Annotated in this window: 23 protein-coding genes and 1 pseudogene; 14 read left to right on the top strand and 10 right to left on the bottom strand. The window is 72.8% G+C overall.

Going from position 1 to position 22728, the window contains the following annotated elements; all coding sequences use genetic code 11:
* Positions 1–70: 70 nt before the first annotated feature.
* From CCN35_RS08235 to CCN35_RS08215, 5 genes are all read right to left on the bottom strand, one after another.
* The gene (locus tag CCN35_RS08235) at positions 71–1162 is read right to left on the bottom strand and encodes an ABC transporter ATP-binding protein (RefSeq protein ID WP_086792030.1); all 1092 of its coding nucleotides are present in this window, start codon (positions 1160–1162) and stop codon (positions 71–73) included.
* Between the two features lie 62 nt (positions 1163–1224).
* Positions 1225–2091 carry an ABC transporter permease gene (locus CCN35_RS08230; RefSeq protein ID WP_067392568.1) on the bottom strand — a complete coding sequence of 289 codons (867 nt, stop codon included), beginning with the start codon at positions 2089–2091 and terminating at the stop codon, positions 1225–1227.
* Positions 2092–2368: 277 nt separating this feature from the next.
* Positions 2369–2767 carry a TOBE domain-containing protein gene (locus CCN35_RS08225; RefSeq protein WP_201450842.1) on the bottom strand — a complete coding sequence of 133 codons (399 nt, stop codon included), beginning with the start codon at positions 2765–2767 and terminating at the stop codon, positions 2369–2371.
* A gap of 328 nt (positions 2768–3095) precedes the next feature.
* Positions 3096–3302, bottom strand: a complete 207-nt coding sequence (locus tag CCN35_RS08220; protein ID WP_067392562.1) for a DUF5999 family protein — start codon at positions 3300–3302, stop codon at positions 3096–3098.
* Between the two features lie 414 nt (positions 3303–3716).
* Positions 3717–4301: a hypothetical protein gene (locus tag CCN35_RS08215; RefSeq protein WP_086792028.1), complete on the bottom strand. Its 585-nt coding sequence runs from the start codon at positions 4299–4301 to the stop codon at positions 3717–3719.
* Positions 4302–4856: 555 nt separating this feature from the next.
* On the opposite strand from CCN35_RS08215, the gene CCN35_RS08210 reads away from it, so the two are divergent.
* From CCN35_RS08210 to CCN35_RS08200, 3 genes are all read left to right on the top strand, one after another.
* The gene (locus tag CCN35_RS08210) at positions 4857–6374 is read left to right on the top strand and encodes a glutamate-cysteine ligase family protein (RefSeq protein WP_086792026.1); all 1518 of its coding nucleotides are present in this window, start codon (positions 4857–4859) and stop codon (positions 6372–6374) included.
* A gap of 122 nt (positions 6375–6496) precedes the next feature.
* Positions 6497–7297 (top strand): CPBP family intramembrane glutamic endopeptidase, encoded by an 801-nt coding sequence (locus CCN35_RS08205; protein WP_067392552.1) that lies wholly within the window; start codon positions 6497–6499, stop codon positions 7295–7297.
* A 217-nt stretch (positions 7298–7514) separates the two neighbouring features.
* Positions 7515–8009 carry a YbaK/EbsC family protein gene (locus CCN35_RS08200; protein ID WP_067392549.1) on the top strand — a complete coding sequence of 165 codons (495 nt, stop codon included), beginning with the start codon at positions 7515–7517 and terminating at the stop codon, positions 8007–8009.
* Positions 8010–8042: 33 nt separating this feature from the next.
* Here CCN35_RS08200 and CCN35_RS08195 read toward each other — a convergent pair whose 3' ends face one another.
* Positions 8043–8867, bottom strand: coding sequence for a PhzF family phenazine biosynthesis protein (locus CCN35_RS08195; RefSeq protein ID WP_067392545.1), 825 nt, complete (start codon positions 8865–8867; stop codon positions 8043–8045).
* 297 nt (positions 8868–9164) lie between these two features.
* Between CCN35_RS08195 and CCN35_RS08190 the strand changes: the two genes are divergently transcribed.
* From CCN35_RS08190 to CCN35_RS08180, 3 genes and pseudogenes are all read left to right on the top strand, one after another.
* On the top strand, positions 9165–9734 hold the full coding sequence (locus CCN35_RS08190; protein ID WP_086792024.1) for a Clp protease N-terminal domain-containing protein: 570 nt from the start codon (positions 9165–9167) through the stop codon (positions 9732–9734).
* Positions 9735–9854: 120 nt separating this feature from the next.
* A complete protein-coding gene (locus CCN35_RS08185; protein WP_067392541.1) occupies positions 9855–10868 on the top strand; it encodes an EamA family transporter in 1014 nt (337 codons plus the stop codon).
* 1 nt (position 10869) lies between these two features.
* A pseudogene (locus CCN35_RS08180) lies at positions 10870–11428 on the top strand (EamA family transporter); the annotation flags it as partial.
* Between the two features lie 57 nt (positions 11429–11485).
* Here CCN35_RS08180 and CCN35_RS08175 read toward each other — a convergent pair.
* The gene (locus tag CCN35_RS08175) at positions 11486–12169 is read right to left on the bottom strand and encodes a pyridoxamine 5'-phosphate oxidase family protein (RefSeq protein WP_067392536.1); all 684 of its coding nucleotides are present in this window, start codon (positions 12167–12169) and stop codon (positions 11486–11488) included.
* A 35-nt stretch (positions 12170–12204) separates the two neighbouring features.
* Between CCN35_RS08175 and CCN35_RS08170 the strand changes: the two genes are divergently transcribed.
* Positions 12205–13539: an aminotransferase class I/II-fold pyridoxal phosphate-dependent enzyme gene (locus CCN35_RS08170; protein ID WP_067392533.1), complete on the top strand. Its 1335-nt coding sequence runs from the start codon at positions 12205–12207 to the stop codon at positions 13537–13539.
* Positions 13540–13602: 63 nt separating this feature from the next.
* Here CCN35_RS08170 and CCN35_RS08165 read toward each other — a convergent pair whose 3' ends face one another.
* On the bottom strand, positions 13603–14544 hold the full coding sequence (locus CCN35_RS08165; RefSeq protein WP_201450841.1) for a DMT family transporter: 942 nt from the start codon (positions 14542–14544) through the stop codon (positions 13603–13605).
* A gap of 74 nt (positions 14545–14618) precedes the next feature.
* On the opposite strand from CCN35_RS08165, the gene CCN35_RS08160 reads away from it, so the two are divergent.
* Positions 14619–15521, top strand: coding sequence for a LysR family transcriptional regulator (locus CCN35_RS08160; protein ID WP_067392527.1), 903 nt, complete (start codon positions 14619–14621; stop codon positions 15519–15521).
* Between the two features lie 126 nt (positions 15522–15647).
* On the opposite strand, the gene CCN35_RS08155 is transcribed toward CCN35_RS08160, so the two are convergent.
* Together CCN35_RS08155 and CCN35_RS08150 are read right to left on the bottom strand one after the other, a co-directional pair.
* A complete protein-coding gene (locus CCN35_RS08155) occupies positions 15648–16115 on the bottom strand; it encodes a pyridoxamine 5'-phosphate oxidase family protein (protein WP_067392524.1) in 468 nt (155 codons plus the stop codon).
* Between the two features lie 221 nt (positions 16116–16336).
* On the bottom strand, positions 16337–16807 hold the full coding sequence (locus CCN35_RS08150; RefSeq protein WP_067392522.1) for a Rieske (2Fe-2S) protein: 471 nt from the start codon (positions 16805–16807) through the stop codon (positions 16337–16339).
* A gap of 155 nt (positions 16808–16962) precedes the next feature.
* Here CCN35_RS08150 and CCN35_RS08145 point away from each other — a divergent pair, with 155 nt between their 5' ends.
* The 6 genes from CCN35_RS08145 to ung all read left to right on the top strand — a co-directional run bounded on the left by CCN35_RS08145 (position 16963) and on the right by ung (position 22499).
* The gene (locus CCN35_RS08145; RefSeq protein WP_086792022.1) at positions 16963–17727 is read left to right on the top strand and encodes a HipA family kinase; all 765 of its coding nucleotides are present in this window, start codon (positions 16963–16965) and stop codon (positions 17725–17727) included.
* On the top strand, positions 17724–18173 hold the full coding sequence (locus CCN35_RS08140) for a DUF3037 domain-containing protein (protein WP_067392517.1): 450 nt from the start codon (positions 17724–17726) through the stop codon (positions 18171–18173). The genes CCN35_RS08145 and CCN35_RS08140 overlap by 4 nt, the downstream gene beginning before the upstream one ends.
* 122 nt (positions 18174–18295) lie before the next feature.
* Positions 18296–19057: a 3-oxoacyl-ACP reductase FabG gene (fabG, locus tag CCN35_RS08135; protein ID WP_067392514.1), complete on the top strand. Its 762-nt coding sequence runs from the start codon at positions 18296–18298 to the stop codon at positions 19055–19057.
* Positions 19058–19116: 59 nt separating this feature from the next.
* Positions 19117–19869, top strand: coding sequence for an SDR family oxidoreductase (locus CCN35_RS08130; protein ID WP_086792020.1), 753 nt, complete (start codon positions 19117–19119; stop codon positions 19867–19869).
* Between the two features lie 277 nt (positions 19870–20146).
* Entirely contained in the window at positions 20147–21724 is a 1578-nt protein-coding gene (locus tag CCN35_RS08125; protein WP_067392508.1) for an ABC transporter substrate-binding protein, read from the top strand.
* A gap of 91 nt (positions 21725–21815) precedes the next feature.
* Entirely contained in the window at positions 21816–22499 is a 684-nt protein-coding gene (gene ung / locus CCN35_RS08120) for a uracil-DNA glycosylase (RefSeq protein WP_067392505.1), read from the top strand.
* The last annotated feature ends 229 nt before the right edge of the window (positions 22500–22728 follow it).

Here is a 22728-nt window from a genome sequence, read left to right as displayed (position 1 = left end):
GCGTGTGAGGGACGCGGGGCCTGCTCCCGGTTCGTGAGGGCCGGGAACAGGCCCCGCGTCCCTGCGGGGGTCAGGCCGGGTAGGCGTGCGTCTGGGCCGCCTTGACGGCCGCCCAGACCACCGCCCCCGGGCGCAGGCCGAGTTCGGCGGCGGCGAGGGCGGTCAGGTCGGCGGTGAGGGGGAGCGGGCCGGTGAGGGCCACGCGGATCTGGTCGCCGTGGGTCTCCAGACCGGCGACCTCGCAGCGCCACAGATTGCGTGCGCTGGAGCCGGTGGGGCGGTCCCGGTGGAGGGTGACCGCGCTCGGCGGGAAGGCCACGAACACGGGCCCGGACAGGTCCTCGCTGGTGGTGAGGGCGGGCCCGTCCGCCAGCCGGACGGTGTGCCCGGCGGCCCGGCCGCGGTAGAGGTTCAGGCCGACCAGCCGGGCGATGTAGTCCGTGCGCGGACGGCGGGCGATCTCGGACGGAGTGCCCTCCTGGACGACCCGGCCGTGCTCGACGACGACCAGCCGGTCGGCCAGCACCATCGCGTCCAGCGGGTCGTGGGTGACCAGGACGGCCATGGCCTCGAACCCCTCGAGGTGCCGCCTCAGCTGTGCGCGGACCTCCAGACGGGTGCGGGCGTCGAGCGCGGCGAGCGGCTCGTCGAGGAGCAGCAGCCGGGGCCGGACGGCCAGGGCGCGGGCGAGGGCCACACGCTGGGCCTGGCCGCCGGACAGACGGCGGGGCTTGACCCCGGCGTGGCCGCTCAGGCCCATGCGGGCCAGCCACTCGGCGGCCTGCGCACGGGCCTCGGCCCTGCCCGCACCCCGGCAGCGCGGTCCGAACGCGACGTTGTCCAGCGCGGACAGATGCGGGAAGAGCAGGTAGTCCTGGAAGACGACCCCGACCGGCCGGGCCTCGGGCGGCGCATGGCCCAGGTCGGCACCGTCCAGCCGCAGATGTCCGCCGGTGAGGGGGACCAGGCCGGCGAGCGCGCGCAGGGCCGTGGTCTTGCCGGCGCCGTTCGGGCCGAGCAGCGCGACGACCTCCCCGGGGGAGACGGTCAGGGACACGTCGAGCCGGAAGGTGCCGCGTTCGACGACGAGCCGGGCGTCCAGGCCCTGGCCCGGCGACTCCTGTGCGCGGGCGCCGGCCGGTGTCCCGTCGAGGTCGGTCATGAGGGGGCCGTCCTGGATCGTCCTGGGGTACGGGGCGGAGCGTGACCGGGGCGGAGCCGCGGTCACACGGAGGGTGTCATCCAACGGTCCCGCAGGCCCGCCAGCACCGCGATCGACACCGCCAGCAGCACCAGGCTCAGGACGATCGCGGCGTCCGGGTCGTGGTGCAGGGCCAGATAGACCGCCAGCGGCATGGTCTGCGTCCGGCCGGGGAAGTTGCCCGCGAACGTGATCGTCGCGCCGAACTCGCCGAGCGCCCGTGCCCAGGCGAGCACGGCACCGGCGGCGACGCCGGGGGCGATCATCGGCAGGGTGACCCGGCGGAACGCGGTGAAACGGGAGGCGCCCAGCGTGGCGGCCGCCTCCTCGTAGCGCGGGTCGGCGGCCCGCAGCGTGCCCTCGACGGAGATGACGAGGAACGGCATGGCCACGAACGCCTCCGCGACCACCACCGCGACGGTGGTGAACGGCAGTGTGATCCCGAACCAGGCGTCCAGCCACCGTCCGATCACACCGCCCCGGCCCAGCGCCAGCAGCAGGGCCACACCGCCCACCACCGGAGGCAGCACGAGCGGCAGGGTCACCAGGGCCCGGACGAGCCGGCGCCCGGGGAAGTCCGTACGGGCCAGCAGCCAGGCCAGCGGGACGCCGAGCACCAGGCTCACGGCGGTGGCCGCGGTGGCGCTGACCAGGGACAGCCGGAGGGCCTGCCACACCTCGGCGCTGGTGAGCTGCTCCGGCAGGGTGCGCCAGGGGGCCCGGATCAGCAGGGCGAGCAGCGGCATCAGCAGGAAGGCCAGGCCCACCAGGGCCGGGAGCATCAGCGGCAGGGGTGCGCCTCGGCGCGGGTGCCCGCGCCGTGCTCCGCTCTCCGCAGGCGCGGCACGGGTCTCCGCAGGCGCGGCACGGGGCCGGTCCGGTCCGGTCATGGTGTCAGGAAACCCGGCCGGACCGGCGTCCCCCGGTCCTCGGGGAACATCCGGCGCCCTGCTCGCGGGAGACGGAGGCGGGTTGCGGGCCGCTCACGGCGAGTGCCCTCTGCGTAGCGCCCGTGCCGGCCACTCGCGGTGTCCCGGCCCGGGGTGCGGAACGGGTCGTCATGCCGCGATGATACGCCGCATCTGCCAGCCGTAAGGGCCCGGCAGCGCCGCACACGCCGGGCAGGAAGCAGTGTGGGCCGGCATGTGCGGGGAGCCGAACAGCCGGTCAGGGCCGGTCGATGTGGACGTTCGTCGCCTTCACCCGGGCGGTGGCCTCCATGCCGACCTCCAGGCCCAGCTCCTCCACGGCCTCCCGGGTCAGCAGCGAGACCAGGCGGTGCGGGCCGGCCTGGATCTCGACCTGGGCCGCGACGTCGCCGAGCTTGATGGCGGTCACGATCCCGGGGAAGGCGTTGCGGGCCGAGGTGTACGAGGGGGTCTCCTCGTCGCCGTCCCCCGTCCTGGCGAGTTCGACGCAGAGGGCGGCGAGGTCCCGTCCGTCGATGAGCCGTCGTCCGCTGTCGTCGCGATGAGTGGCCACCCGGCCGGCGTCCGCCCAGCGGCGCGCGGTGTCGGGGCTGACGCCGAGCAGGCGGGCCGCCTGTCCGATCGTGTAGGACTGCATGCCGGTCACGATAGGGCCGCAAGGGGCGCACGGTGATCCGGGGTGGCGGGCGCGGGCGGTCCGGCGGATGTGCACGGGAGGGCGCCCGACGCGGTCCGGCCCGGCCGTGTGCGCGGCGTCCCGCGGGGCCGGAGGGCATACGGCCCCGGCCGGGCCTGACGGACCGATGAAGCGCCTCTGCCCCTCGGGGCCGCCTCCTCGGGGCGGAGAGGGGCCCCGGCCGTGCGGGCGGCCGGGGCGTCACCGGGGGCGGCGCGGTGTCCGACCGGTTCGCTCACCGCCTGCCGCAAGGGTTCTCCGGGCGGTTCGCCGGAACCGCCCGGGCCGCTCAGGCGGCGGTCGTCACCCGCTTGGTGTCCAGCGGGCGGTGCGGGGCGATGATCCGCCCGTCGGGCAGGAGCTCACCGGTGTCCTCGAAGAGCAGAACACCGTTGCACAGCAGGCTCCACCCCTGCTCCGGGTGGTGCGCCACGAGACGGGCGGACTCCCGGTCGGCGGAGTCGGCTGAGGGGCACGGTGGCTGGTGTCGGCACATGGGTGGGCTCTTTCGCTGCGTCGTGTGGTCCGTGTCGGCCGGCGTGGATGTCCTGCGGGTGGTGGTGTGCGACATGGCCGCCTCCCCCGTTCGACGATTCGGTCGGAACCAGTGTTCTCCCGCGGACTTGAATCCGCAGGGATTTTGCGGCACCGCTTCTCACGAGGTGAAGACGCGTCACACGGACGAGCGGTTCAGCCCGGGGACACCGTCACTTCGGATGGTTCGCCCTGGCCGGATGGGGCTAGTCCGATGCGATGGTGCCCCAAGGGGAGCGGCGTGCCCTTGGAGGGGAAGTGCCCCCGGGAGCACCGGAGGGAGAGGTGCCCCGGAGGAACACCCGGGGGAACAGCGGCGTACCCCGCCCCCGGGACGTCCGGTGACGGGGTACGCGCAGGAGCGAAGGGCGGGATGTCAGGCGGGAGAGCGCATCAGCCGCCCGGTCCTCAGCCGGTGAGTGAGAAGCGGCAGCAGGTCGGCGACCCGGTGCGGCCGGTGGGAGGCTATCCCGGGCGGGGCCGGCGCGAGCGGTACGAGCACATCGGCGGGGGCGGGATGGCCGGTGGCGCCGTCGCCGGAGGTGTCGCTGCGCAGCCACAGGGTGAGCATGTACAGGCTGGGCATGGACAGCAGGCGCGGCTGGTACGCCTGGGCCGCGGTCTCCGCCTGACGCAGCGCACGCTCGGTGGAGGCGACATAGGGGCCCTCGAAGAAGTGGGAGAAGGCCCAGCCGTCGGCGGTCAGCACGGTCTCCGCCGCGGCCACCGCGTGGTCGCCGCAGCGGATCAGGAAGCGCCATCCGGCCAGCCTGGTCGCAGAGACCCCCTCGGGGGTGAGCCGGTCCAGGACGTGCACGGGCAGCGGAAGCTCGGGAGTGGCGGGCTGCTGGGCGGCGCGGAGGGCCGGAGTCCGCGCCTCACGGACGGCGGTGGGGGAACCGAGCGCCGTGAGGACGGAGCGCAGAGCGGGGGCGGGAGCCGGGGGGAAATGCAGCGGCATGGTGGGTCGCCTCTCGTTCGACAGGCAGGGTGGCGCAAGGCCGGGCAGGGATGACAGCGCTGTCAGCTCTCGGGCAGGAGGAGGCCGGGCCGGATGCGAGGAAGAGCGAGGGAGTACGAAAGGCACGGCCTGCCGCACATGCTCCTGACGATGTTCAGGGCCGTGGGCATCGACCTTCTGCCGTAGAGGAGAGTTTATACGACAAAAATTCGGGCGATGTTTCGCCTAGCTGTTTCCGGTGTGAACTGCAAGAGAGTATTCAGTCGAAGATTTGAGGGAATCGTCCCGGATTCGTACGGGCCGCACCGCGATGACCTCGGCTTGCGCCCGTACGGCGGTCGGCCCGATGCCGTCGGAGTTTTTCACGAGCGGCCCGGGGTACCCGAATCCGTCGATGCCTCATGCCGAGTGAATGTGCCTCCGCTCATATGAGTCCAGAGTAGCCGCTGCGGCATGCCGACGGGGCGTTATCGATCGCTTCGACGGGGCATCATCCCACCGGACCGGGACCCCGGCGGCCGATCTTCGGCCAGCCCTGCGAGGAGGGATGCTGCGATGGGGGAGAAGGTCGTGGCCGGCCAGTTCGACCTGTCCGATCGCAACCGCTACCGCGACAAGCTCCGGCGCTGTCTGAAGGGGCTGGAGCGGCTGCTGGACGAGAGGCGCTTCGACCGGCCCAAGAATCTCATGGGGCTGGAGATCGAATTGAACCTGGTCGGCTCCGACGGCATGCCGAGAATGCTGAATGCCCAGGTTCTCGAGCGGATCGCCAGCCGTGACTTCCAAACGGAACTCGCCATGTTCAATCTGGAAGTCAACATCGCCCCCCATCGCCTGAGCGGCCGGGTATTCGACCGGCTCGCCGAGGAGCTCAGGACGGCGTTGGCATATGCGGACCGGAAAGCCGGGGAGGTGGACGCCTCCATAGCGATGATCGGAATTCTGCCCACCCTCGGCAGGGACGACCTGGTCTCCTCCAACCTCTCCGCCGTCGACCGCTACACGCTGCTGAACGACCAGATCGTGGCGGCCCGCGGCGAGGACTTCACCCTCGACATCCACGGTGTGGAGCATCTGACCTGCACCTCGAAGTCCATCGCCCCCGAGGCCGCCTGCACCTCCGTGCAACTGCATCTGCAGGTCACCCCGGACCGCTTCGCGGATGCGTGGAACGCCGCACAGGCGGCCTGCGCCGCGCAGATCGCCGTGGGCGCCAACTCGCCCTTCCTGTTCGGACGCGAGCTGTGGCGCGAGTCGCGGCCCCCGCTGTTCCAGCAGTCCACCGACACCCGTCCGCCCGAGCTCCAGGCCCAGGGCGTACGGCCGCGCACCTGGTTCGGCGAGCGGTGGATCTCCTCGGCGTACGACCTCTTCGAGGAGAATCTGCGCTACTTCCCGGCCCTGCTGCCGATCTGCGACGACGAGGACCCCCTCGACGTGCTCGACGCCGGCGGTGTGCCGAAACTCGCCGAACTCGTCCTGCACAACGGCACCATCTACCGCTGGAACCGCCCCGTCTACGACATCGCGGACGGAGTGCCGCATCTGCGGGTGGAGAACCGTGTCCTGCCCGCCGGGCCCACCGTCGCCGACGTGATCGCCAACGCGGCCTTCTACTACGGCCTCGTCCGCGCGCTCGCCGAGGAGTCCCGGCCGGTGTGGACCCGGCTGCCCTTCGAGGTGGCGGCGGCCAACTTCGACGCCGCGTGCCGGTACGGCATCGGCGCCCGGTTCACCTGGCCCCGGCGCGGACGCTACTCCGGCACCACGGAGGTCGACGCCGTCCGTCTCGTCCGCGACGAACTGCTGCCGCTCGCCGAGTCCGGCCTGAACGCCTGGGGCGTGGAGCGGGCCGACCGGGACCTGTACCTCGGAATGATCGAGGAGCGGTGCCGGCTGAGGACCAACGGCGCGGAGTGGCAGGTCGCCACCTTCCACCAGGCGCGGGAGCAGGGACTGAGCAGGGAGGCCGCCCTGGCCGCCACCACCCGGCGCTACCGCGAGCTGACGAACCTCGGCGAACCGGTGCACACCTGGCCGGTCGGCCTGCCGGAACCGGTGCCGCTGGGCTGACCGGCGCCGCCGGGCCGAGCCGCGTCACCCGCGCCCGGGCGTGTCGCAGGGGGCCGCCGATGCCGGGGAAAAGCGCATCGGGCAAGCTGTGACACCCCAGGAACGGTGTACAGGAGGCGCGGGTGCAGACGGAGGCGGGACCGGGGACCGATTCCTTTCCGAAGGAGCGGCCGTCGCGGCGGGTCCTCCGCGACGAGACGCTGCTCGTCCTGGCGCTCTCGCTCGGGGCGAGCGGTGTGTCCGCCCTGATCAGTTTCATCGGGGCGGTCACCAGACCCGGCGGTCTCAAGGACCAGGCCGCCAGGCTCAACGTCTCCGCCGCCCCGGGCCGCCCCTGGCTCGATCTCGCCTGGCAGCTGTTCGGGATCGCCACGGCCCTGGTTCCCGTCGCCCTCGTCGCCCACCTCCTGCTGCGCGAGGGACGGAACCTGCGCACCCTCGGCTTCGACCGCACCCGTCCCTGGCCGGACCTCGGGCGCGGAGCCGTGATCGCCGCGGTCATCGGCAGCACCGGCATCGCCTTCTACCTGGCCGTCCGCAGCCTCGGCTTCAACCTCACCGTGGTGCCCGAGGCGCTGCCCGCCGTGTGGTGGAAGTACCCGGTGCTGATCCTGGCCGCGCTGCAGAACGCGGTCCTCGAGGAGGTCATCGTCGTCGGCTATCTGCTGCGCCGGCTCGACCAGCTGGGCTGGAGGCCGGGAACCGCGCTGGCGGCCAGCTCCGTACTGCGCGGCTCGTACCACCTCTACCAGGGCATCGGCGGCTTCGTCGGCAATGTGGTGATGGGGGTGGTCTTCGTCTGGCTGTACCGGCGGTGGGGCCGGGTCGGCCCGCTGGTGGTGGCGCACACCCTGCTCGACATCGGCGCGTTCGTGGGCTACGGCCTGCTGGCCGGCAAGGTGGACTGGCTGCCGACGGCGTGAGCGGGCACGCGACCCGGGGAAAGCGCGAGGACCGTCGCTCCGGGCGCGGGAGAAGACGGCCGCGCCGGCCGGGCACCGATCTGTCCTGTCGTCAAGATGCTTCCCTCACCTGCAAGTTGGGCGAAATGCGCGGACGCGGCACCGCTGCCGGGTACCATCGGCCGGCAACAGGGACCTCAGGAACAGGGGCGGGAACGGCCCCGGGAACGGGGGAGCGATGGAAGAGACCGATGCCCCGGCGCTTCCGCTCGTCCAGCCGCTCAGGGACGCGGGCGTCGACTTCACCGTCCACGAGCACCCCGTGATCCGGACGGCCGAGGACATCCGCTCCAGGACCGACTTCCCGGTCGAACGCTCGGTGAAGGTCATGGCCTTCACCGCGGAGGGCGGCCGTGTGCTGCTCGCCGCCGTCCCCGGACCCGCCCGGCTCCAGTACGGCCGTCTGGCCGCCGCCGTCGGTGTCCGGCGCAGCTCGCTCGAGCCCGCCGGCGCCGATGTGCTCGCCGCCCTGGACATGGAGCCGGGAGGAGTCAGCCCCCTGTGCACACGGCCGGACGTCACGGTCGTCCTCGACTCGGCCGTCCCGGACATGGGCCGTGTCTTCTGCGGCAGCGGCCGGGCGGACCGCACGCTCGAACTCGAGGCGGCGGACATCCTGCGCATGGCGCACCACCCCGTCGTCGCCGGGATCGCCGCACCGCGTGGTGCGTGAGAACACCCCCGGTCCGGCTCCTGCCCGGCCCTCCTACCCGGCTTCCTCCACGGCGAGCAGATCGCCCTCGATGACGGTGACCGCACGGCCGGTGAGCAGGGTGCGGTCGCCGCGCAGCCCGGTGCGGACGAGGCCGGAGCGCGGGGAGGCCTGCAGACCGACGAGGTCGGGGCGGCCCAGGCGCTCGGACCAGTAGGGGGCCAGGGCGGTGTGGGCGCTGCCGGTGACCGGGTCCTCGTCGATGCCGACGTTCGGGAAGAAGCACCGGGAGACGAAGTCGTACCCGCGGGCGGGGTCCTCGGCGCGGGCCGTGGCGATGACACCGCGCGTGGAGCAGGCGGTGAGGGCCCTGAGATCGGGGGCGAGGCCGCGGACCGTCCTCTCGTCGTCGAACTCCAGCAGCAGGTCGCCGATGTCCGGACCGGTGTCGCAGGCGGTGCGCGGCACGGCCCCGAGGGCCTCGGCGACCGTGCCGGGGACGTCCACCGCGGTGAGCGGAGCGGTCGGGAAGTCCAGGGTGATCGCGCCGTCCTCGGCGGGAGTCGCGGTGAGCACGCCGCTGCGGGTGGCGAAGCGCACCGGTCCCTCGTGGACGCCCGTGGTCCGCAGGACATGGGCGGTGGCGAGCGTGGCGTGGCCGCACATCGCGACCTCGGTGGCGGGAGTGAACCAGCGCAGCGCCCAGTCGGCCTCGCCGCCCTCGGGCAGCGGGTGCGCGAACGCCGTCTCGGCCTGGTTGACCTCCAGGGCCACTTTCTGGAGCCAGTCGTCCTCGGGGAAGGCGTCCAGGAGCAGGACTCCCGCCGGGTTGCCGGCGAAGGGACGGTCGGTGAAAGCGTCGACGATTCGGATGCGCATGTCCCGACGGTACGGCCCCGGCACACGGTGGGCCGAGGGCCCGGAGGCGGCGTTGTGCGCAGCGGTCCGTGCGGTGCTCCCGGGCCGCACGGCAGCGACGGGCCCCTGCGCGGACGTGTCCCGTCTCCTTCCGCAAGGACCTGACCCGAGGACCCGGACCGGGGACCTGGTTGGTCCAAGGACCTGATCTCCTCCGCGAGGAGGAGATGCCGGCGGCCGGCGTCCGCTTCCGGTGGGACGCGGAAATGCTTCCCGCCGGGGACGACCGGGACCGGGAGAGGCTGATGGGCTGGGAGAGTGCGATTCCGTGTTCCCCGGCGGCCCCTGCCCGGACAGGACGCCTCCTGCCCGGACGGCGGTGCCCGGCTCAGCGCCGAGCTGACGGCGGTGATGGCCCGCGCCCGCAGAAGAGCGGTCCGGGACGGGGACCGGCAGACCGACACCGCCCATCTGCTGCACGCCCTCCTGGAGTCCGACCCCGAGGTGCGCACAGCCCTCGGCGGCGCTCCGCGGATCACCCGGCTGCTCGGCTACCTCGTGCAGCGCAGCATCGGCTACGGCCTGCGCTGGCAGGGCACCGTGGAGGACTTCGGCGCCCTGCCCGGGGCGACGGGGACCCGCGACGGCCTCTCACCGGTGGCGTCGGCCGCGCTGGAGCACGCCCGCGAGCGCGCCGCCCGGCGCGGCGAGGACCGGGTGCGCGGCGTCGACCTGCTCGCCGCGCTCGTCGCGGCCCCGCGGGCACGCGCCGTCGAGGTGCTCGGCCGTGCCGGAGTCGACACGCGGGAACTCGCCGACCGGCTCGGCACCGATGCCGGGGACCGCCGCGAGGACTGCACCGTCGGAAGCGGCGGAGGCGGCGGCTGAGCCGGGACGGGCGGACCGGGCGTTCGTGCCCCGTCCGCCTCGTGGGACATCCGTGCCCCTCGTCCATCTCGTGGGACAGGTGCCAACGGGGATGACGGTCATGTCATCGCCTGTCATCATGTGCCGGTGCGTACGTCTGAGATCAGCCAGGACCATTCCGGCAGAGGCGTCGGGCTCGGGCTCGCGCTCGTGTCCGCGGTCGCCTTCGGGGGGTCCGGTGTTGCGGCCAAGCCACTGATCGAGGCGGGCCTCGATCCGCTGCACGTGGTGTGGCTGCGCGCCGGTGGCGCCGCCCTCGTCATGCTGCCGCTCGCCGTGCGGCACCGCGCGCTGCTGCGCAGCCGCCCCGCCCTGCTCGCCGGATTCGGCCTGCTGGCCGTGGCGGGCGTCCAGGCCTGCTACTTCGCGGCGCTGTCGCGCATCCCCGTCGGGGTCGCCCTGCTCATCGAATACCTGGGGCCCGCCCTGGTCCTCGGCTGGGTCCGGTTCGTGCAGCGGCGGCCGGTCACCCGGGCCGCGGCACTCGGAGTGGTCCTCGCGGTCGGCGGACTCGCCTGTGTCGTCGAGGTCTGGTCCGGTCTGGGCTTCGACCCGCTCGGACTGGTGCTGGCGCTCGGCGCGGCCTGCTGCCAGACCGGCTACTTCGTGCTGTCCGACCAGGGCGGCGACGCGGGAGAGGCGGCCCCGGACCCGCTCGGCGTCATCGCCTACGGCCTGCTCGTCGGCGCCGGCGTCCTGACCGTCGTGGCACGCCCCTGGACCATGGACTGGTCGGTGCTCGCGCACAGCGTGCACATGAACGGCACCGCGGTCCCGGCCGTCGTCCTGCTGCTGTGGGTCGTCCTGGTCGCCACGGTGCTCGCCTACGTCACCGGAGTGATCTCCGTGCGGCGGCTCTCGTCCCAGGTCGCCGGGGTGGTGGCCTGCCTGGAGGCGGTCGTCGCGGCCGTGCTGGCCTGGGTGCTGCTCGGGGAGCGCCTCTCGGCACCGCAGATCGCCGGCGGTGCGGTCGTGCTGCTGGGCGCGTTCATCGCGCAGTCGTCGACACCCGCCAGGGGCTCGGCGGAGCCGGTGGCGAGCGGCGGCCCGGAAAGGCCGGAAAGGGAGCTGCCGGTCCGGGAGACGGCGGCCTGAGATGCGGGCGTGTGCCGGCCCGCCCGTCGGGCGCGGCCTGCTCCGCTGATCGCCGCCGGCGCCTGGGGCACCGCGGGCGCGGCCGCCTCCCTGGTCTACCGGACCAGTGACATGGGGCCCGTCGCCCTGTCCTTCTGGCGCTGCGCGATCGGGGCCGTCCTGCTGCTCGCCGTACGTCCGCCGCGCCCGCGCACCGGGCCGGCCGCGGCGGCCGTCGTCACCCTCGGCGCCGGACCCGTGCTCATCGCGCTCGGCGCCCGGCTCACGATGGGCGAACGGCTCGGCCGCACCGGGCTGACCGCCGTCGCCGGGGCCCTTGCCGGACTGGGCGTGCTGGTGCCCGGCAGCGGCGATGCCACCGTACGGCCCTGGGGGTACTGACCGCCCTGGTGCCGGCGGCCGGCTACTGCGCGATGACCCTCCTCACCCGCCGGTGGGGCCGCGAGGGCGGGACGGACCGGCCGGGCACGACCATCGGGGCGTTCGCGGTCACCGGCCTGTGCCTGCTGCCGCTCGCCCTGGTGGAGGGGCGGGGAGCCCGGACGGCGCGGAGGAGCCGGCCCTCGTACGAGGCCGGACGGGCCTGCTGCGGGCCCGTTCCGACGGGCGGGCGGGCCTCACAGGGCCGCGAGGTAGCCGGGAAGCGCGATGCCGGGGGAGAGCGCGGCGTCGGGGAGCGGGGTGCCGTACTGCCTGCGGACCGGGATCACACCGGCCCAGTGGGGCAGGGAGAGGTCCTCGGGCTCGTCGTCCACGCCGCCGGTGCGCACCTTGGCGGAGACCTCGTCCAGGTCGAGGCGGAGCACGGCGGTCGCCGCCAGCTCCTTGGCGTTGGCGGGACGGGAGTCGGCCGACCGGCCCGGCACCACCTGGTCGACCAGCGCGTCCAGCGCCGCCCGCTTCTCCTGCGGGTCGGTGACCCGCCGGGCGACGCCGTGCACCACGACGGAGCGGTAGTTGACCGAGTGGTGGAAGGCGGAGCGGGCCAGGACCAGGCCGTCGACATGGGTGACCGTCAGGCAGACCGGCAGCCCCGGATCGGCCTGCCCGGCCATGCGCAGCGGACGCGAGCCCGTCGAGCCGTGCACATAGAGGCGCTCGCCGATCCGGCCGTACAGCGTCGGCAGCACCACGGGGGCGCCGTCGCGGATGTAGCCGAGGTGGCAGACGCAGCCCTCGTCGAGTATCGCGTGCACCAGTTCCCTGTCGTACGACGCCCGGTGGGCGGAACGGGTGGGAACGGTGCGGTCGGTCGGGGTGTAGGAGCCGGCCGGTGCCGCCGGCGGCGTGGGCTCCCGCATTGCGGCCTCCTTTGTACTAGTACATAATGTTGTTTGTGCTAGGAGGATATCGGATCGAGGGGCGGCGTGCGGCGGACATCGCGGCGAGCATCGAGCGCGCGGTGGGGACCGGCGCGCTCGAGCCCGGGCAGGCGCTGCCGCCGCTGAGGGAGCTGGCGGCCGAACTCGGGGTCAATCCCAATACCGTCGCGGCCGCGTACCGGGTGCTGCGCGAGCGCGGGGTCATCGAGACCGCCGGGCGCCGGGGCAGCCGGGTGCGGCCCGCACCGGCCACGACCGGACGGGACCTGATCCGTGTGGACGTGCCCGAGGGCGTGCGCGACGTGTCGGACGGCAACCCGGACCCGGCGCTGCTGCCGCCGCTGGCACCGGCGTTCACGGCGGCCGCGGAGCAGGGCGACCGGGAGCCGGTGCGGTACGGGGACGCGGACGTGGAACCGGAGCTGGCCCGCATGGCCCGCGCGCAGCTGGACGCCGACGGGGTGCCGGACGGGCCGCTCGTCGTCGTCTCCGGAGCGCTCGACGGCGTCGAACGCGTCCTCGCCGCCCACCTCAGGCCCGGCGACACGGTCGCCGTCGAGGACCCCGGGTGGGGGAACGTCCTGGACCTCCTCCCCGCCCTCGGACTGCGCACGGCAGGGGTCGGGGTCGACGACGAGGGGCCGCTCCCCGACGACGTCCGCCGCGCTCTGCGGGGCGGTGCACGGGCGCTCGTCGTCACGGACCGGGCGCAGAACCCGACCGGTGCCGCGGTGAGCGCCCCGCGCGCGCGTGCCCTGCGGGCCGTCCTCCGGGAGCACCCGGGGACGCTGCTGATCGAGGACGACCACGGGCACGGCATCGTCGACCTGCCGCTGCACCCGCTGGCCGGGGCCACCCGGCACTGGGCCCTGGTGCGCTCGGCCGCCAAGGCGTACGGCCCCGATCTGCGGCTCGCCGTGCTCACCGGGGACGAGGTCACGGTCGACCGCGTCCGCGGCCGGCAGCGCCTGGGGCCCGGCTGGGTGAGCCGCCTGGTCCAGCGGGCCGTGGTGCGGCTGTGGACGGACGGCACCCTGGACACACGCGCGGTGGCGGCGGCCTACGGCCGGCGGCGCGCGCTGTTGATCGACGCGCTGGCCGAGCGCGGGATCGCCGCGCACGGACGCAGCGGGATGAACGTATGGGTGCCCGTGCCGGACGAGACCGGCGTCGTGGCGAGCCTGCTGCACGCCGGCTGGGCCGTCGCCCCCGGCGCCCGCTTCCGGCTGAACACCCCGCCCGGCATCCGGATCACGGTCTCGACCCTGCGGGAGAGGGAGGAGAGCGAACGGCTGGCGGACGCGGTGGCGCAGGCACTCCGCCCGGCGCCGCCGCGGAGCTATGTGTAGCCCTGCCGCGCGGAGCCCCGCACGGCCGTGCAGCCCGCGCGGCCCCGGGCCGCGCGGGGCCGCCTATGCGTTCTTCGGGCGGGCCTGGGTCAGGGCCGCGCCCACCAGGACGATCGCCGCGCCGACCGGGGTCGACCAGGTGAGCCGTTCGCCGAGCACGGCGACGCCGGCGGCGGTGGCGACGACCGGGATGAAGTACGTGACCATCTGGGCGGTCGTCGGGCCGACCTCGGCGACCAGCCCGTACTGGACGAGCATCGCCACGCCCGTGCCCAGGGCGCCCAGGGCGACGACCGCGAGCAGGGGCACGACGGACAGCCGGTCCGGGGCGCTGGTGAACAACGGGGTGACCACGGCGAGTTGCAGCGTGGCCAGCAGCAGCTGGCCGCCGGTCAGCGACAGATGGGACGCGGAGGAGCCCGCCAGGGTGCGGCGGACGTAGATCCAGCCGACCGGATAGCTCAGCGAGGCCAGCAGGGCCATCGCGGTGCCTCCGGCGTCCAGCCCGTGGAAGCCCTGCCAGGCGCCGAGCACGGTGAGCACCCCCAGAAAGCCGATCCCGAGCCCCGCGACCCGCAGCCGGGTCGGCCGGTCCTCGGAGAGGGCGACCAGGGACAGGACCATGCCCCACAGCGGCGAGGTCGCGTTGCAGATGCCCGCCAGAGTGGAGGGGATCGTCAGCTCCGCGTACGCGAAGAGCGAGAACGGCAGCGCATTGAGGAAGAATCCCGCGACCGCCAGATGTCCCCAGGTGCGTGCACCGCGCGGCAGCCGCTCCCGCTTCACCGCCATCGCCGCCGCGAGCACCGCCGTGCCGAACACCAGCCGTCCGAGCGTCACCTGGAAGGGCGCGAAGCCCTCCGTGCCCACCTTGATGAACAGAAAGCTGAAGCCCCAGACCAGCGAGAGGAAGGCGAAACGGATCCGCCAGTGCACGGGACGGGCGCGGCGGAGCCGCCGGGCCGGGGCGGAGGAGGACTGCGAGGAGGCGGTCGCGGTGCTCATGGGCGTACGATGCCCGGCCCCGACCTCGTAGCACAATCGAGAATCCGCGTGCGATACCTCGTAGCATCGCTTACATGTTGAATCTGGAGCGCCTGCGCACGCTCGACGCCCTCGCCCGGCACGGTTCGGTCAGCGGTGCCGCCGAGGGACTGCATGTGACGACGTCGGCCGTCTCCCAGCAGATGGCCAAGCTGGAGCGGGAGGTGGGCCAGCAGCTGCTGGCCAGGAACGGCCGGGGCGTACGGCTCACGGACGCCGGACGGCTGCTGGCCGAGCACGCGGCGCGCATCCTGTCGCAGGTCGAGCTCGCCCAGGCCGACCTGGAGGCCCAGCGCGGGCAGGTGGTCGGAGAGCTGCGGCTGGGCGCTTTTCCCACCGCCGCGCGCGGACTGTTCCCGGCGGCCCTGTCCCGGCTGCGCGAGCGGCACCCGGGGCTCAGGGTGTGCACCGTGGAGATGGAGCCGGCCGCCGCCGTGCGGGCCGTGCTGCGCGGCGACGTGGACCTGTCGGTCGTCCTCGACTGGTACAACAAGCCGCTGCCCGTGCCGGAGGGGCTCAGCCGGGCCCCGATCCTCGACGATCCCGCCGATGTGGCGCTGCCCGTCACGCACCCCCTCGCCGGCCGCGCCGAGGTCGACCTCGAGGACTTCGCGGACGACGACTGGGTCACCTGGGGCGAGTCCGAGTTCTGCGACGAGTGGCTGCTGGACACGCTCCGCTCCAAGGGGGTCGAACCGCGCATCGCCCATCGCGCCGAGGAACACGCCACCCAGCTGGCCCTGGTCGCCGCGGGCCTGGGGGTGTGCGTGGCCCCCCGGCTCGGGCGGGGCCCGCTGCCCGCGGGTGTGCGCACCCTTCCGGTGCGGCAGGCCGTACGACGGCACATCTACGCCATCTGGCGCGTGGAGGCCGACCGCCGTCCCTCGATCCGTGCGGCGGTCACCGCCCTGCGCACGGCGGGAGGCCAGCCGTCCTGAGCGCCCCCGTCCGGGGCCGCCTGCCGGACCCGCCCGGCCCCGGCGCCTCCCGCCACGCCCGCCACGGGCCGCTCGGGGGCCCGAAGGCGTGCGGGGCGGGCCCGGAAGGCGCGCGGGGCGCCGCGGCTATGCGGAACCCAGTTTGCGGAAGTCCCAGGAGACGACCTTCTCCGGAGTCAGCCGGATCCAGGCATGACGGCCGTCGTGCGTCATCTCCTCCAGACCGAAGTACTTGCGGGCGAACAGGGTCTCCGGAATGTCGAGCTCGGCGCAGAGCTCCCCGATGCGGGGCACCTCGCCGACGAACTCCGCCCTGCCGGACAGCTCCGCGCCGCGCAGCTCCTCGTACTGCTCGCCGGTGTCGACGACGACGGCCACCCTCGGATCGCGCCGCAGGTCGGCCCAGCGCTTGCTGCGCACCACGGAGTACAGCCACAGCGAGACGCCGTCCCAGACGTACCACAGGGCGCTCACATGCGGAGCGCCGCCGGTGGTTATCGTGGCGACCCGGCAGGTGCGCTGGGTGGTCAGGAAGTCGTCCAGCTCACCCGGTGTCATCATGATCTTCCGGTTCCGGCGCTGAGTGGCGGTCATACGGCCCCTCTCTCCTTTCTCCCACGTGGTGCCAGACGTCAGGTTTCCGGCACCACGTCAGAAAAAGGCGAGGTGCGTCCTCACCCCCCGCCCCGCACTGCGCGGCGGCACGGACCGCGGCCGGCGGCCGGATGATCCTGAAACCGGGTGATCCCGGGTGCGGCCGCGGGGGTGTCTGCGACCGCATCCCCGCGAAGCTCCTTCCCGCCGCTGCCGGACTGTCAGACCAGCCTGATCTCGCCGTTCGTGACCGAGATGTTCTTCGCGGGCAGCGGCTGGGCCGCCGGTCCCTTCCTGACGCTGCCGTCGGCGGCGGAGAACTCGCTGTTGTGACAGGGGCAGACGATCACTCCGTCGGCGATCCGGCTCACCGCGCACCCCTGGTGGGTGCACTGGGACGAGAAGGCCTTGAACTCGCCCTTCGTGGGCTGGGTGACCACCACGCCCTGATCGCCGAAGACCTTGCCGCCCCCCTCGGGGATGTCGGAGGCCTTCGCCAGCACCGTGCCGCCGGCGCCGTCATCGCCCGAGCCGCCGCCCGAACCGCCGTTCTGCGAGGTGGACGAGCCGGACGAGGACGACTCCCCGGAGCCGCACGCGGTCAGCGCGACGGCGAGTCCCGCCGCGCCCGCAGCCGCCACGACCGTACGGCGGGCGGGGGCTCCCTGGGACTGAAGCGATTCGCTGGCCATGCTGACTTCCCTTCCGCACAGGCTTCCTGATCCGCCCAGGGGTACGGCCGCCGGGCACTCGGTGTTCAGACTATGTCCAGATCTCGACCTCATGGGGGAACAAGCGGGTGCAAGACACCCGATGGGCTCTCTCACGACCCCAGTAGCCTGGAGCGATGCTCAAGGAAGTCATCGCGACCCGCTACATCACCCCTCTGCGTGAGGGCGGTTCGCTGCCGGGGCTGATCGAGGCCGACGACCTCGGGATGTACGTGCTGAAGTTCACCGGTGCCGGACAGGGCCGCAAGACGCTCGTCGCCGAGGTGGTCTGCGGGGAGCTCGCCCGGCGGCTGGGGCTGCGGGTGCCCCGGCTGGTGACCGTCGCCCTCGACGAGGTGCTGGGCCTCGGCGAACCCGACGAACAGGTGCAGGAACTGCTGAGGGCCAGCGGCGGCACCAACCTCGGCATGGACTTCCTCTCCGGCGCCCTCGGCTTCGACCCGCTCGCCTTCCCGGTGGACGCGGAGGAGGCCGGGCGGATCGTCTGGTTCGACGCGCTGGTGAACAATGTCGACCGCTCCTGGCGCAACCCCAATCTGCTGCGCTGGCGCGGGGAGCTGTGGCTCGTCGACCACGGCGCCACCCTGGTCTGGCACCACAACTGGCCCGGCGCCGAGGCCCTCGCCCGGCGTCCCTACGACGCCTCCGACCACGCCCTGGCGTCCTTCGGCCCCGATGTCGCCGCCGCCGCCGAGCAGCTCGCCCCCCTGGTCACCGAGGACCTGCTCGCCGAGGTGACCGCCGAGATCCCGGACGTCTGGCTGGCCGGCGAGCCCGGCTTCGACACCCCCGACGACCTGCGGCGGGCCTACGCATGGCCGCTGCTCGCACGGGCCGCCGTCGTCCACGAGCGCATCCAGGGCATCGAGGGGGCCGCATGAACGAGCGTCACCTCGCCGGCGGAGGCCGGTCGGGCCGGCGCCACATCGTCCGGGCCGGCCGGCCCGGCGACCGCGACGTCTACGAGTACGCCCTGCTGCGCGTCGTCCCGCGGGTGGAGCGCGGCGAGTGCATCAACGCGGGCGTGCTCGTCTACTGCCGCGCCCAGGACTACCTCGGCGCCCGCACCCACCTCGACGAGGCCCGGCTGCTGGCCCTGGACCCGCACGCGGACGTCGAGGGCGTCCGGGCCGCCCTCGGCGCGATCGAGGACGTGTGCGCCGGGGGAGCGGCCGCGGGACAGGCCGCCGGCGACGACATCGGACGGCGTTTCCGCTGGCTGGTCGCGCCCCGCTCCACCGTCGTCCAGCCCGGCCCGGTGCACACCGGACTGACCGCCGACGCGGCCGCGGAGACACAGCGGTTGCTGGACCTGCTGGTGAGGTAATGGACCCACGTGCACGCGGTGTGCCGTTGACACCGCGTGCCAGGACTCCTAGCGTCACACCCACCAAGGTACTAAGCGGTCGCTCACCGCAGACCGGATTCTCTCAAGGGCGAGGAGAAGCAATGTCCACCACTGAGCAGCGGGTCGCAGTCGTCACCGGAGCCGCACGCGGCATCGGCGCCGCCACCGCCGTACGCCTGGCCGCTGAGGGCCGCGCGGTCGCCGTCGTCGACCTCGACGAGGCCGCCTGCAAGGACACCGTGGAGAAGATCGCCTCGGCCGGCGGCAGGGCCCTCGCGGTCGGGGCCGACGTCTCCGACGAGGCGCAGGTCGAGGCGGCCGTCGCACGCGTCGCCGACGAGCTCGGCGCGCCCACCATCCTGGTCAACAACGCGGGAGTGATCCGCGACAACCTGCTGTTCAAGATGAGCGTCTCGGACTGGGACACCGTCATGAACGTCCATCTGCGCGGCTCCTTCCTGATGACCCGCGCCTGCCAGAAGTACATGGTGGACGCGGGCTTCGGCCGGATCGTCAACCTCTCCTCGTCCTCCGCGCTCGGCAACCGCGGCCAGGTGAACTACTCGGCCGCCAAGGCCGGTCTGCAGGGCTTCACCAAGACCCTCGCCAAGGAGCTCGGCAAGTTCGGCATCACCGCCAACGCCGTCGCCCCCGGTTTCATCGCCACCGAGATGACCAAGGCCACCGCCGAACGCGTCGGCATGAACTTCGAGGACTTCAAGGCCGCCGCCGCCGGCCAGATCCCGGTGCAGCGCGTCGGTGAGCCGGAGGACGTCGCCAACGCCATCGCCTTCTTCACCGGCGACGCGGCCGGCTTCGTCTCCGGCCAGGTGCTCTACGTCGCCGGCGGACCGCTCGACTAGGGGAGGGCGGAAAGGCAGGGACCGACGGGGACCGACAGGGAACAACAGGAAGCGCGGACATGACTGAACTTTCCGGCAAGGTCGCCCTCGTCACCGGCGCCAGCCGCGGCATCGGCTACGCCGTCGCCGAGGCCCTGGTGGCCCGTGGCGACCGGGTGTGCATCACCGGCCGCAACGAGGACGCCCTGAAGGAGGCCGTCGCCAACCTCGGCTCCGACCGGGTGATCGGCGTCGCGGGCAAGGCCCACGACGAGGCCCACCAGGCCGAGGCCGTCGAACGCGTCATGGAGGCGTTCGGCCGCGTGGACTATCTGGTCAACAACGCCGGCACCAATCCGGTGTTCGGGCCGATGGCCGACCTCGACCTGAACGTGGCGCGCAAGGTCTTCGAGACCAATGTGATCTCCGCGCTCGGCTTCGCCCAGCGCACCTGGCACGCCTGGCAGAAGGACAACGGCGGCGCGATCGTCAACATCGCCTCGATCGCGGGCCTGGCGGCCTCACCGTTCGTCGGGGCCTACGGCGTCAGCAAGGCCGCGATGATCAACCTGACCCAGCAGCTGGCGCACGAGTTCGCGCCGAAGGTGCGGGTCAACGCGATCGCTCCGGCCGTGGTGAAGACCCGGTTCGCCCGGGCGCTGTACGAGGGCCGGGAGGCGGAGGCGGCCGCCTCCTATCCGCTCGGCCGGCTCGGTGTGCCCTCCGACATCGGCGGCGCGGCCGCGTTCCTCACCTCCGCGCAGTCCGACTGGATCACGGGGCAGACCCTCGTCGTCGACGGCGGCATCTTCCTCAACGCCGGAGTGGGCTGACCTCGACGCCGGAGCGGGCTGACCGCCGCGGGCGCCGGTTTCGCCGGTTTGCCGATGTACCTCCTTCGTCGCGCTTCTTGTGCGCGTTCTGCCGTACCTCATGGGGCTGCACGGCCGGCGAAATCGGCGCTCTTGACGGCTGAGAACATGCGCATGACCAAATGACAACGTCGTCATATTCCATGTTGATCAAACCGCGTCACGGACCGGGTCCAAGGGCCGGAATGCTGCGGTATCGTCTGCCGACCCTTGGTACGGCAGATCGAGGAGCGTGCGCGTGTTCAACCGCAACAGATGCCTGCGGACAGCAGTGGCGACGGCGACCCTGTCCCTGGTGGCTGGATGCAGCGTCCTGTCCCCCGACGACCCCGCCGACGAGGGACCGATCGTCGTGGGGACCACCAGTGCCCCCAGCACCCTGGATCCTGCCGCCTCCTGGGACGGTTCCTGGGAGTTGTACCGCAACATCTTCCAGACGCTGCTGGCCTACCCGAACGGCGCGACGACTCCTCAGCCCGACGCCGCGGAGAGCTGCAAGTTCACCGACGCCGAGCACCGCGTCTACCGCTGCACGCTGCGCTCGGGGGTGAAGTTCTCCGACGGCGACCCGCTGGACGCGCGCGCCGTCAAGCACTCCATCGACCGCATCAGGAACATCGACGCGCCCAGCGGCCCGGCCGGTCTGCTCGGCAGCCTGGACCAGGTGCGGGCCGTCAGTGAGCGGGAGGTCGTCTTCGAGCTGAACAAGCCCGACGCCACCTTCCCGTTCGTGCTCGCCACCCCGGCCATGTCCATAGTGGACCCGACCGACTACCCGGCCGACTCCCTGCGCAAGGACAACAAGGTCGTCGGGTCCGGGCCGTACGTCCTGCAGTCCTACGAGGAGGGCAAGAGGGCGGAGCTGGTCAAGAACGACCGCTACAAGGGGTTCGCCAAGCGGAAGAACGACGCGGTGACCATCCGCTACTTCCAGGACTCCGCCACCATGGTCAAGGCGCTGCGGGACCGGCAGATCGACGTCACCTACCGCGGTCTGGCGGCCGACGACATCATTTCCCTGCAGCGCAAGGACTACAAGGACCTCCAGCTCGTCGAGGGCTCCGGCACCGACATCAGCTATCTGGTGTTCAACCCCAAGGACCCGTGGGCCGCCAAGCCGGCCGTGCGCAAGGCCGTGGCCCAGATCGTCGACCGCGCGGCCATCGCGCACAAGGTCTACAAGGACACCGTCGACCCGCTGTACTCCATGGTCCCCAAGGGCCTCACCGGGCACACGACGGGCTTCTTCGACACCTTCGGCGACCCCAGCGTCGCCAAGGCACGCAGGATCCTCACCGACGCGGGCATCACCGAGAAGGTCCCGCTCACCCTCTGGTACACCACCGACCGCTACGGCTCGGAGACCGCCAAGGTGTTCAAGGAGCTCGAGCGGCAGCTCGAGGCCTCGGGCCTGTTCACGGTCACTCTGAAGAGCCGGCCGTGGAAGACGTATGTCACCGGCTACCAGAAGGGCGAGTACCCGGTGTTCGGGCGTGGCTGGTTCCCGGACTTCCCCGACGCCGACAACTTCATCGCCCCCTTCGTGGGCGAGGAGAACGCGCTCGGCACGCCTTACGAGGCGCCGGAGATCACCAAGGTGCTGCTGCCCGAGTCCCGCCGCGAGAGCAACCGCGCGAACGTGGTCAAGCAGTTCAAGGAAGCGCAGCAGATCATGGTGGAGCACGCACGGCTGCTGCCGCTGCTCCAGGGCAAGCAGTACGTGGCCGCCCACGTCGACATCTCGGGCGGCGAGCGGGCCCTCGACCCCTCGACGATCATGATGATGTGGGAGCTGTCCCGCAAGACCAGCTGGTAGGCGGGGAACCCTCCGGAGCGAGGTCCTGCTGTCAGTGGTCGCCTGTAGGTTCTGGGACCAGCAAGTGACCGCACATCGTGAGGACGTTGACGTGACCGACATCGCCATGCTGCCCGAGTCCTGGCGCGGGGTTCTGGGTGACGAACTGCAGCAGCCCTACTTCAAGGAGCTGATGGAGTTCGTCGAGGAGGAGCGGGCGAAGGGTCCCGTCTACCCGCCGCGCGAGGAGGTCTTCGCCGCGCTGGAGGCCACGCCGTACGACCGGGTGAAGGTCCTGATCCTCGGTCAGGACCCTTACCACGGCGAGGGACAGGGCCATGGGCTGTGCTTCTCGGTCCGTCCCGGTGTGAGGATCCCGCCGTCGCTGCGCAACATCTACAAGGAGATGCACGAGGACCTGGGCCTGCCGATCCCGGACAACGGCTACCTCATGCCGTGGGCCCGGCAGGGCGTGCTCCTGCTGAACGCGGTGCTCACGGTCCGCGGCGGCGAGGCCAACTCGCACAAGGGACGGGGCTGGGAGCGGTTCACCGACGCGGTGATCCGCGCGGTGGCCGAGCGCCCCGACCCGGCGGTCTTCGTCCTGTGGGGCAACTACGCGCAGAAGAAGCTCCGGCTGATCGACGAGACCCGGCACGCGGTGATCAAGGGCGCCCACCCGTCGCCGCTGTCGGCGAAGAAGTTCTTCGGCTCCCGCCCGTTCACGCAGATCAACGAGGCGGTGGCCCGGCAGGGGCACGAGCCGATCGACTGGCGGATCCCGGACCTGGGGTGACACGGGCGCGGAACACGCCGGTCGCCGGCGGCCGCCGTCGGGGGGCGTGCGGGCCGGGCCGGCTCCGGTGAGCGGTGCCCTCGCGGCCGGGTCGAGCGGGGTGCGGCGCGTGCGGACGCAAGGCGTGCGGACGCAAGACGCGGCGAGGCCGGGAAAAGGGCCGGCCTCGCCGCGTCGGCGCGTGACGACGACGCGGCGGATGTGCGTGCCGAACCCCGCGGCCTGCGGC

This window comes from Streptomyces thermovulgaris (assembly GCF_002155915.1).
Taxonomy (GTDB): Bacteria; Actinomycetota; Actinomycetes; order Streptomycetales; family Streptomycetaceae; genus Streptomyces; species Streptomyces thermovulgaris.
Note: the sequence above shows the minus strand (reverse complement) of the source record. Positions and strands in the feature narration are given on the sequence as shown.

Excerpts from the sequence above, each read along its gene's own strand:
- CCN35_RS08235 (WP_086792030.1), bottom strand. The coding sequence starts at position 1,162 with ATGACCGACCTCGACGGGACACCGGCCGGCGCCCGCGCACAGGAGTCG.
- CCN35_RS08230 (WP_067392568.1), bottom strand. The coding sequence starts at position 2,091 with ATGACCGGACCGGACCGGCCCCGTGCCGCGCCTGCGGAGACCCGTGCC.
- CCN35_RS08225 (WP_201450842.1), bottom strand. The coding sequence starts at position 2,767 with ATGCAGTCCTACACGATCGGACAGGCGGCCCGCCTGCTCGGCGTCAGC.
- CCN35_RS08220 (WP_067392562.1), bottom strand. The coding sequence starts at position 3,302 with ATGTGCCGACACCAGCCACCGTGCCCCTCAGCCGACTCCGCCGACCGG.
- CCN35_RS08215 (WP_086792028.1), bottom strand. The coding sequence starts at position 4,301 with ATGCCGCTGCATTTCCCCCCGGCTCCCGCCCCCGCTCTGCGCTCCGTC.
- CCN35_RS08210 (WP_086792026.1), top strand. The coding sequence starts at position 4,857 with ATGGGGGAGAAGGTCGTGGCCGGCCAGTTCGACCTGTCCGATCGCAAC.
- CCN35_RS08200 (WP_067392549.1), top strand. The coding sequence starts at position 7,515 with ATGGAAGAGACCGATGCCCCGGCGCTTCCGCTCGTCCAGCCGCTCAGG.
- CCN35_RS08195 (WP_067392545.1), bottom strand. The coding sequence starts at position 8,867 with ATGCGCATCCGAATCGTCGACGCTTTCACCGACCGTCCCTTCGCCGGC.
- CCN35_RS08175 (WP_067392536.1), bottom strand. The coding sequence starts at position 12,169 with ATGCGGGAGCCCACGCCGCCGGCGGCACCGGCCGGCTCCTACACCCCG.
- CCN35_RS08165 (WP_201450841.1), bottom strand. The coding sequence starts at position 14,544 with ATGAGCACCGCGACCGCCTCCTCGCAGTCCTCCTCCGCCCCGGCCCGG.
- CCN35_RS08160 (WP_067392527.1), top strand. The coding sequence starts at position 14,619 with ATGTTGAATCTGGAGCGCCTGCGCACGCTCGACGCCCTCGCCCGGCAC.
- CCN35_RS08155 (WP_067392524.1), bottom strand. The coding sequence starts at position 16,115 with ATGACCGCCACTCAGCGCCGGAACCGGAAGATCATGATGACACCGGGT.
- CCN35_RS08150 (WP_067392522.1), bottom strand. The coding sequence starts at position 16,807 with ATGGCCAGCGAATCGCTTCAGTCCCAGGGAGCCCCCGCCCGCCGTACG.
- CCN35_RS08145 (WP_086792022.1), top strand. The coding sequence starts at position 16,963 with ATGCTCAAGGAAGTCATCGCGACCCGCTACATCACCCCTCTGCGTGAG.
- CCN35_RS08140 (WP_067392517.1), top strand. The coding sequence starts at position 17,724 with ATGAACGAGCGTCACCTCGCCGGCGGAGGCCGGTCGGGCCGGCGCCAC.
- fabG (WP_067392514.1), top strand. The coding sequence starts at position 18,296 with ATGTCCACCACTGAGCAGCGGGTCGCAGTCGTCACCGGAGCCGCACGC.
- CCN35_RS08130 (WP_086792020.1), top strand. The coding sequence starts at position 19,117 with ATGACTGAACTTTCCGGCAAGGTCGCCCTCGTCACCGGCGCCAGCCGC.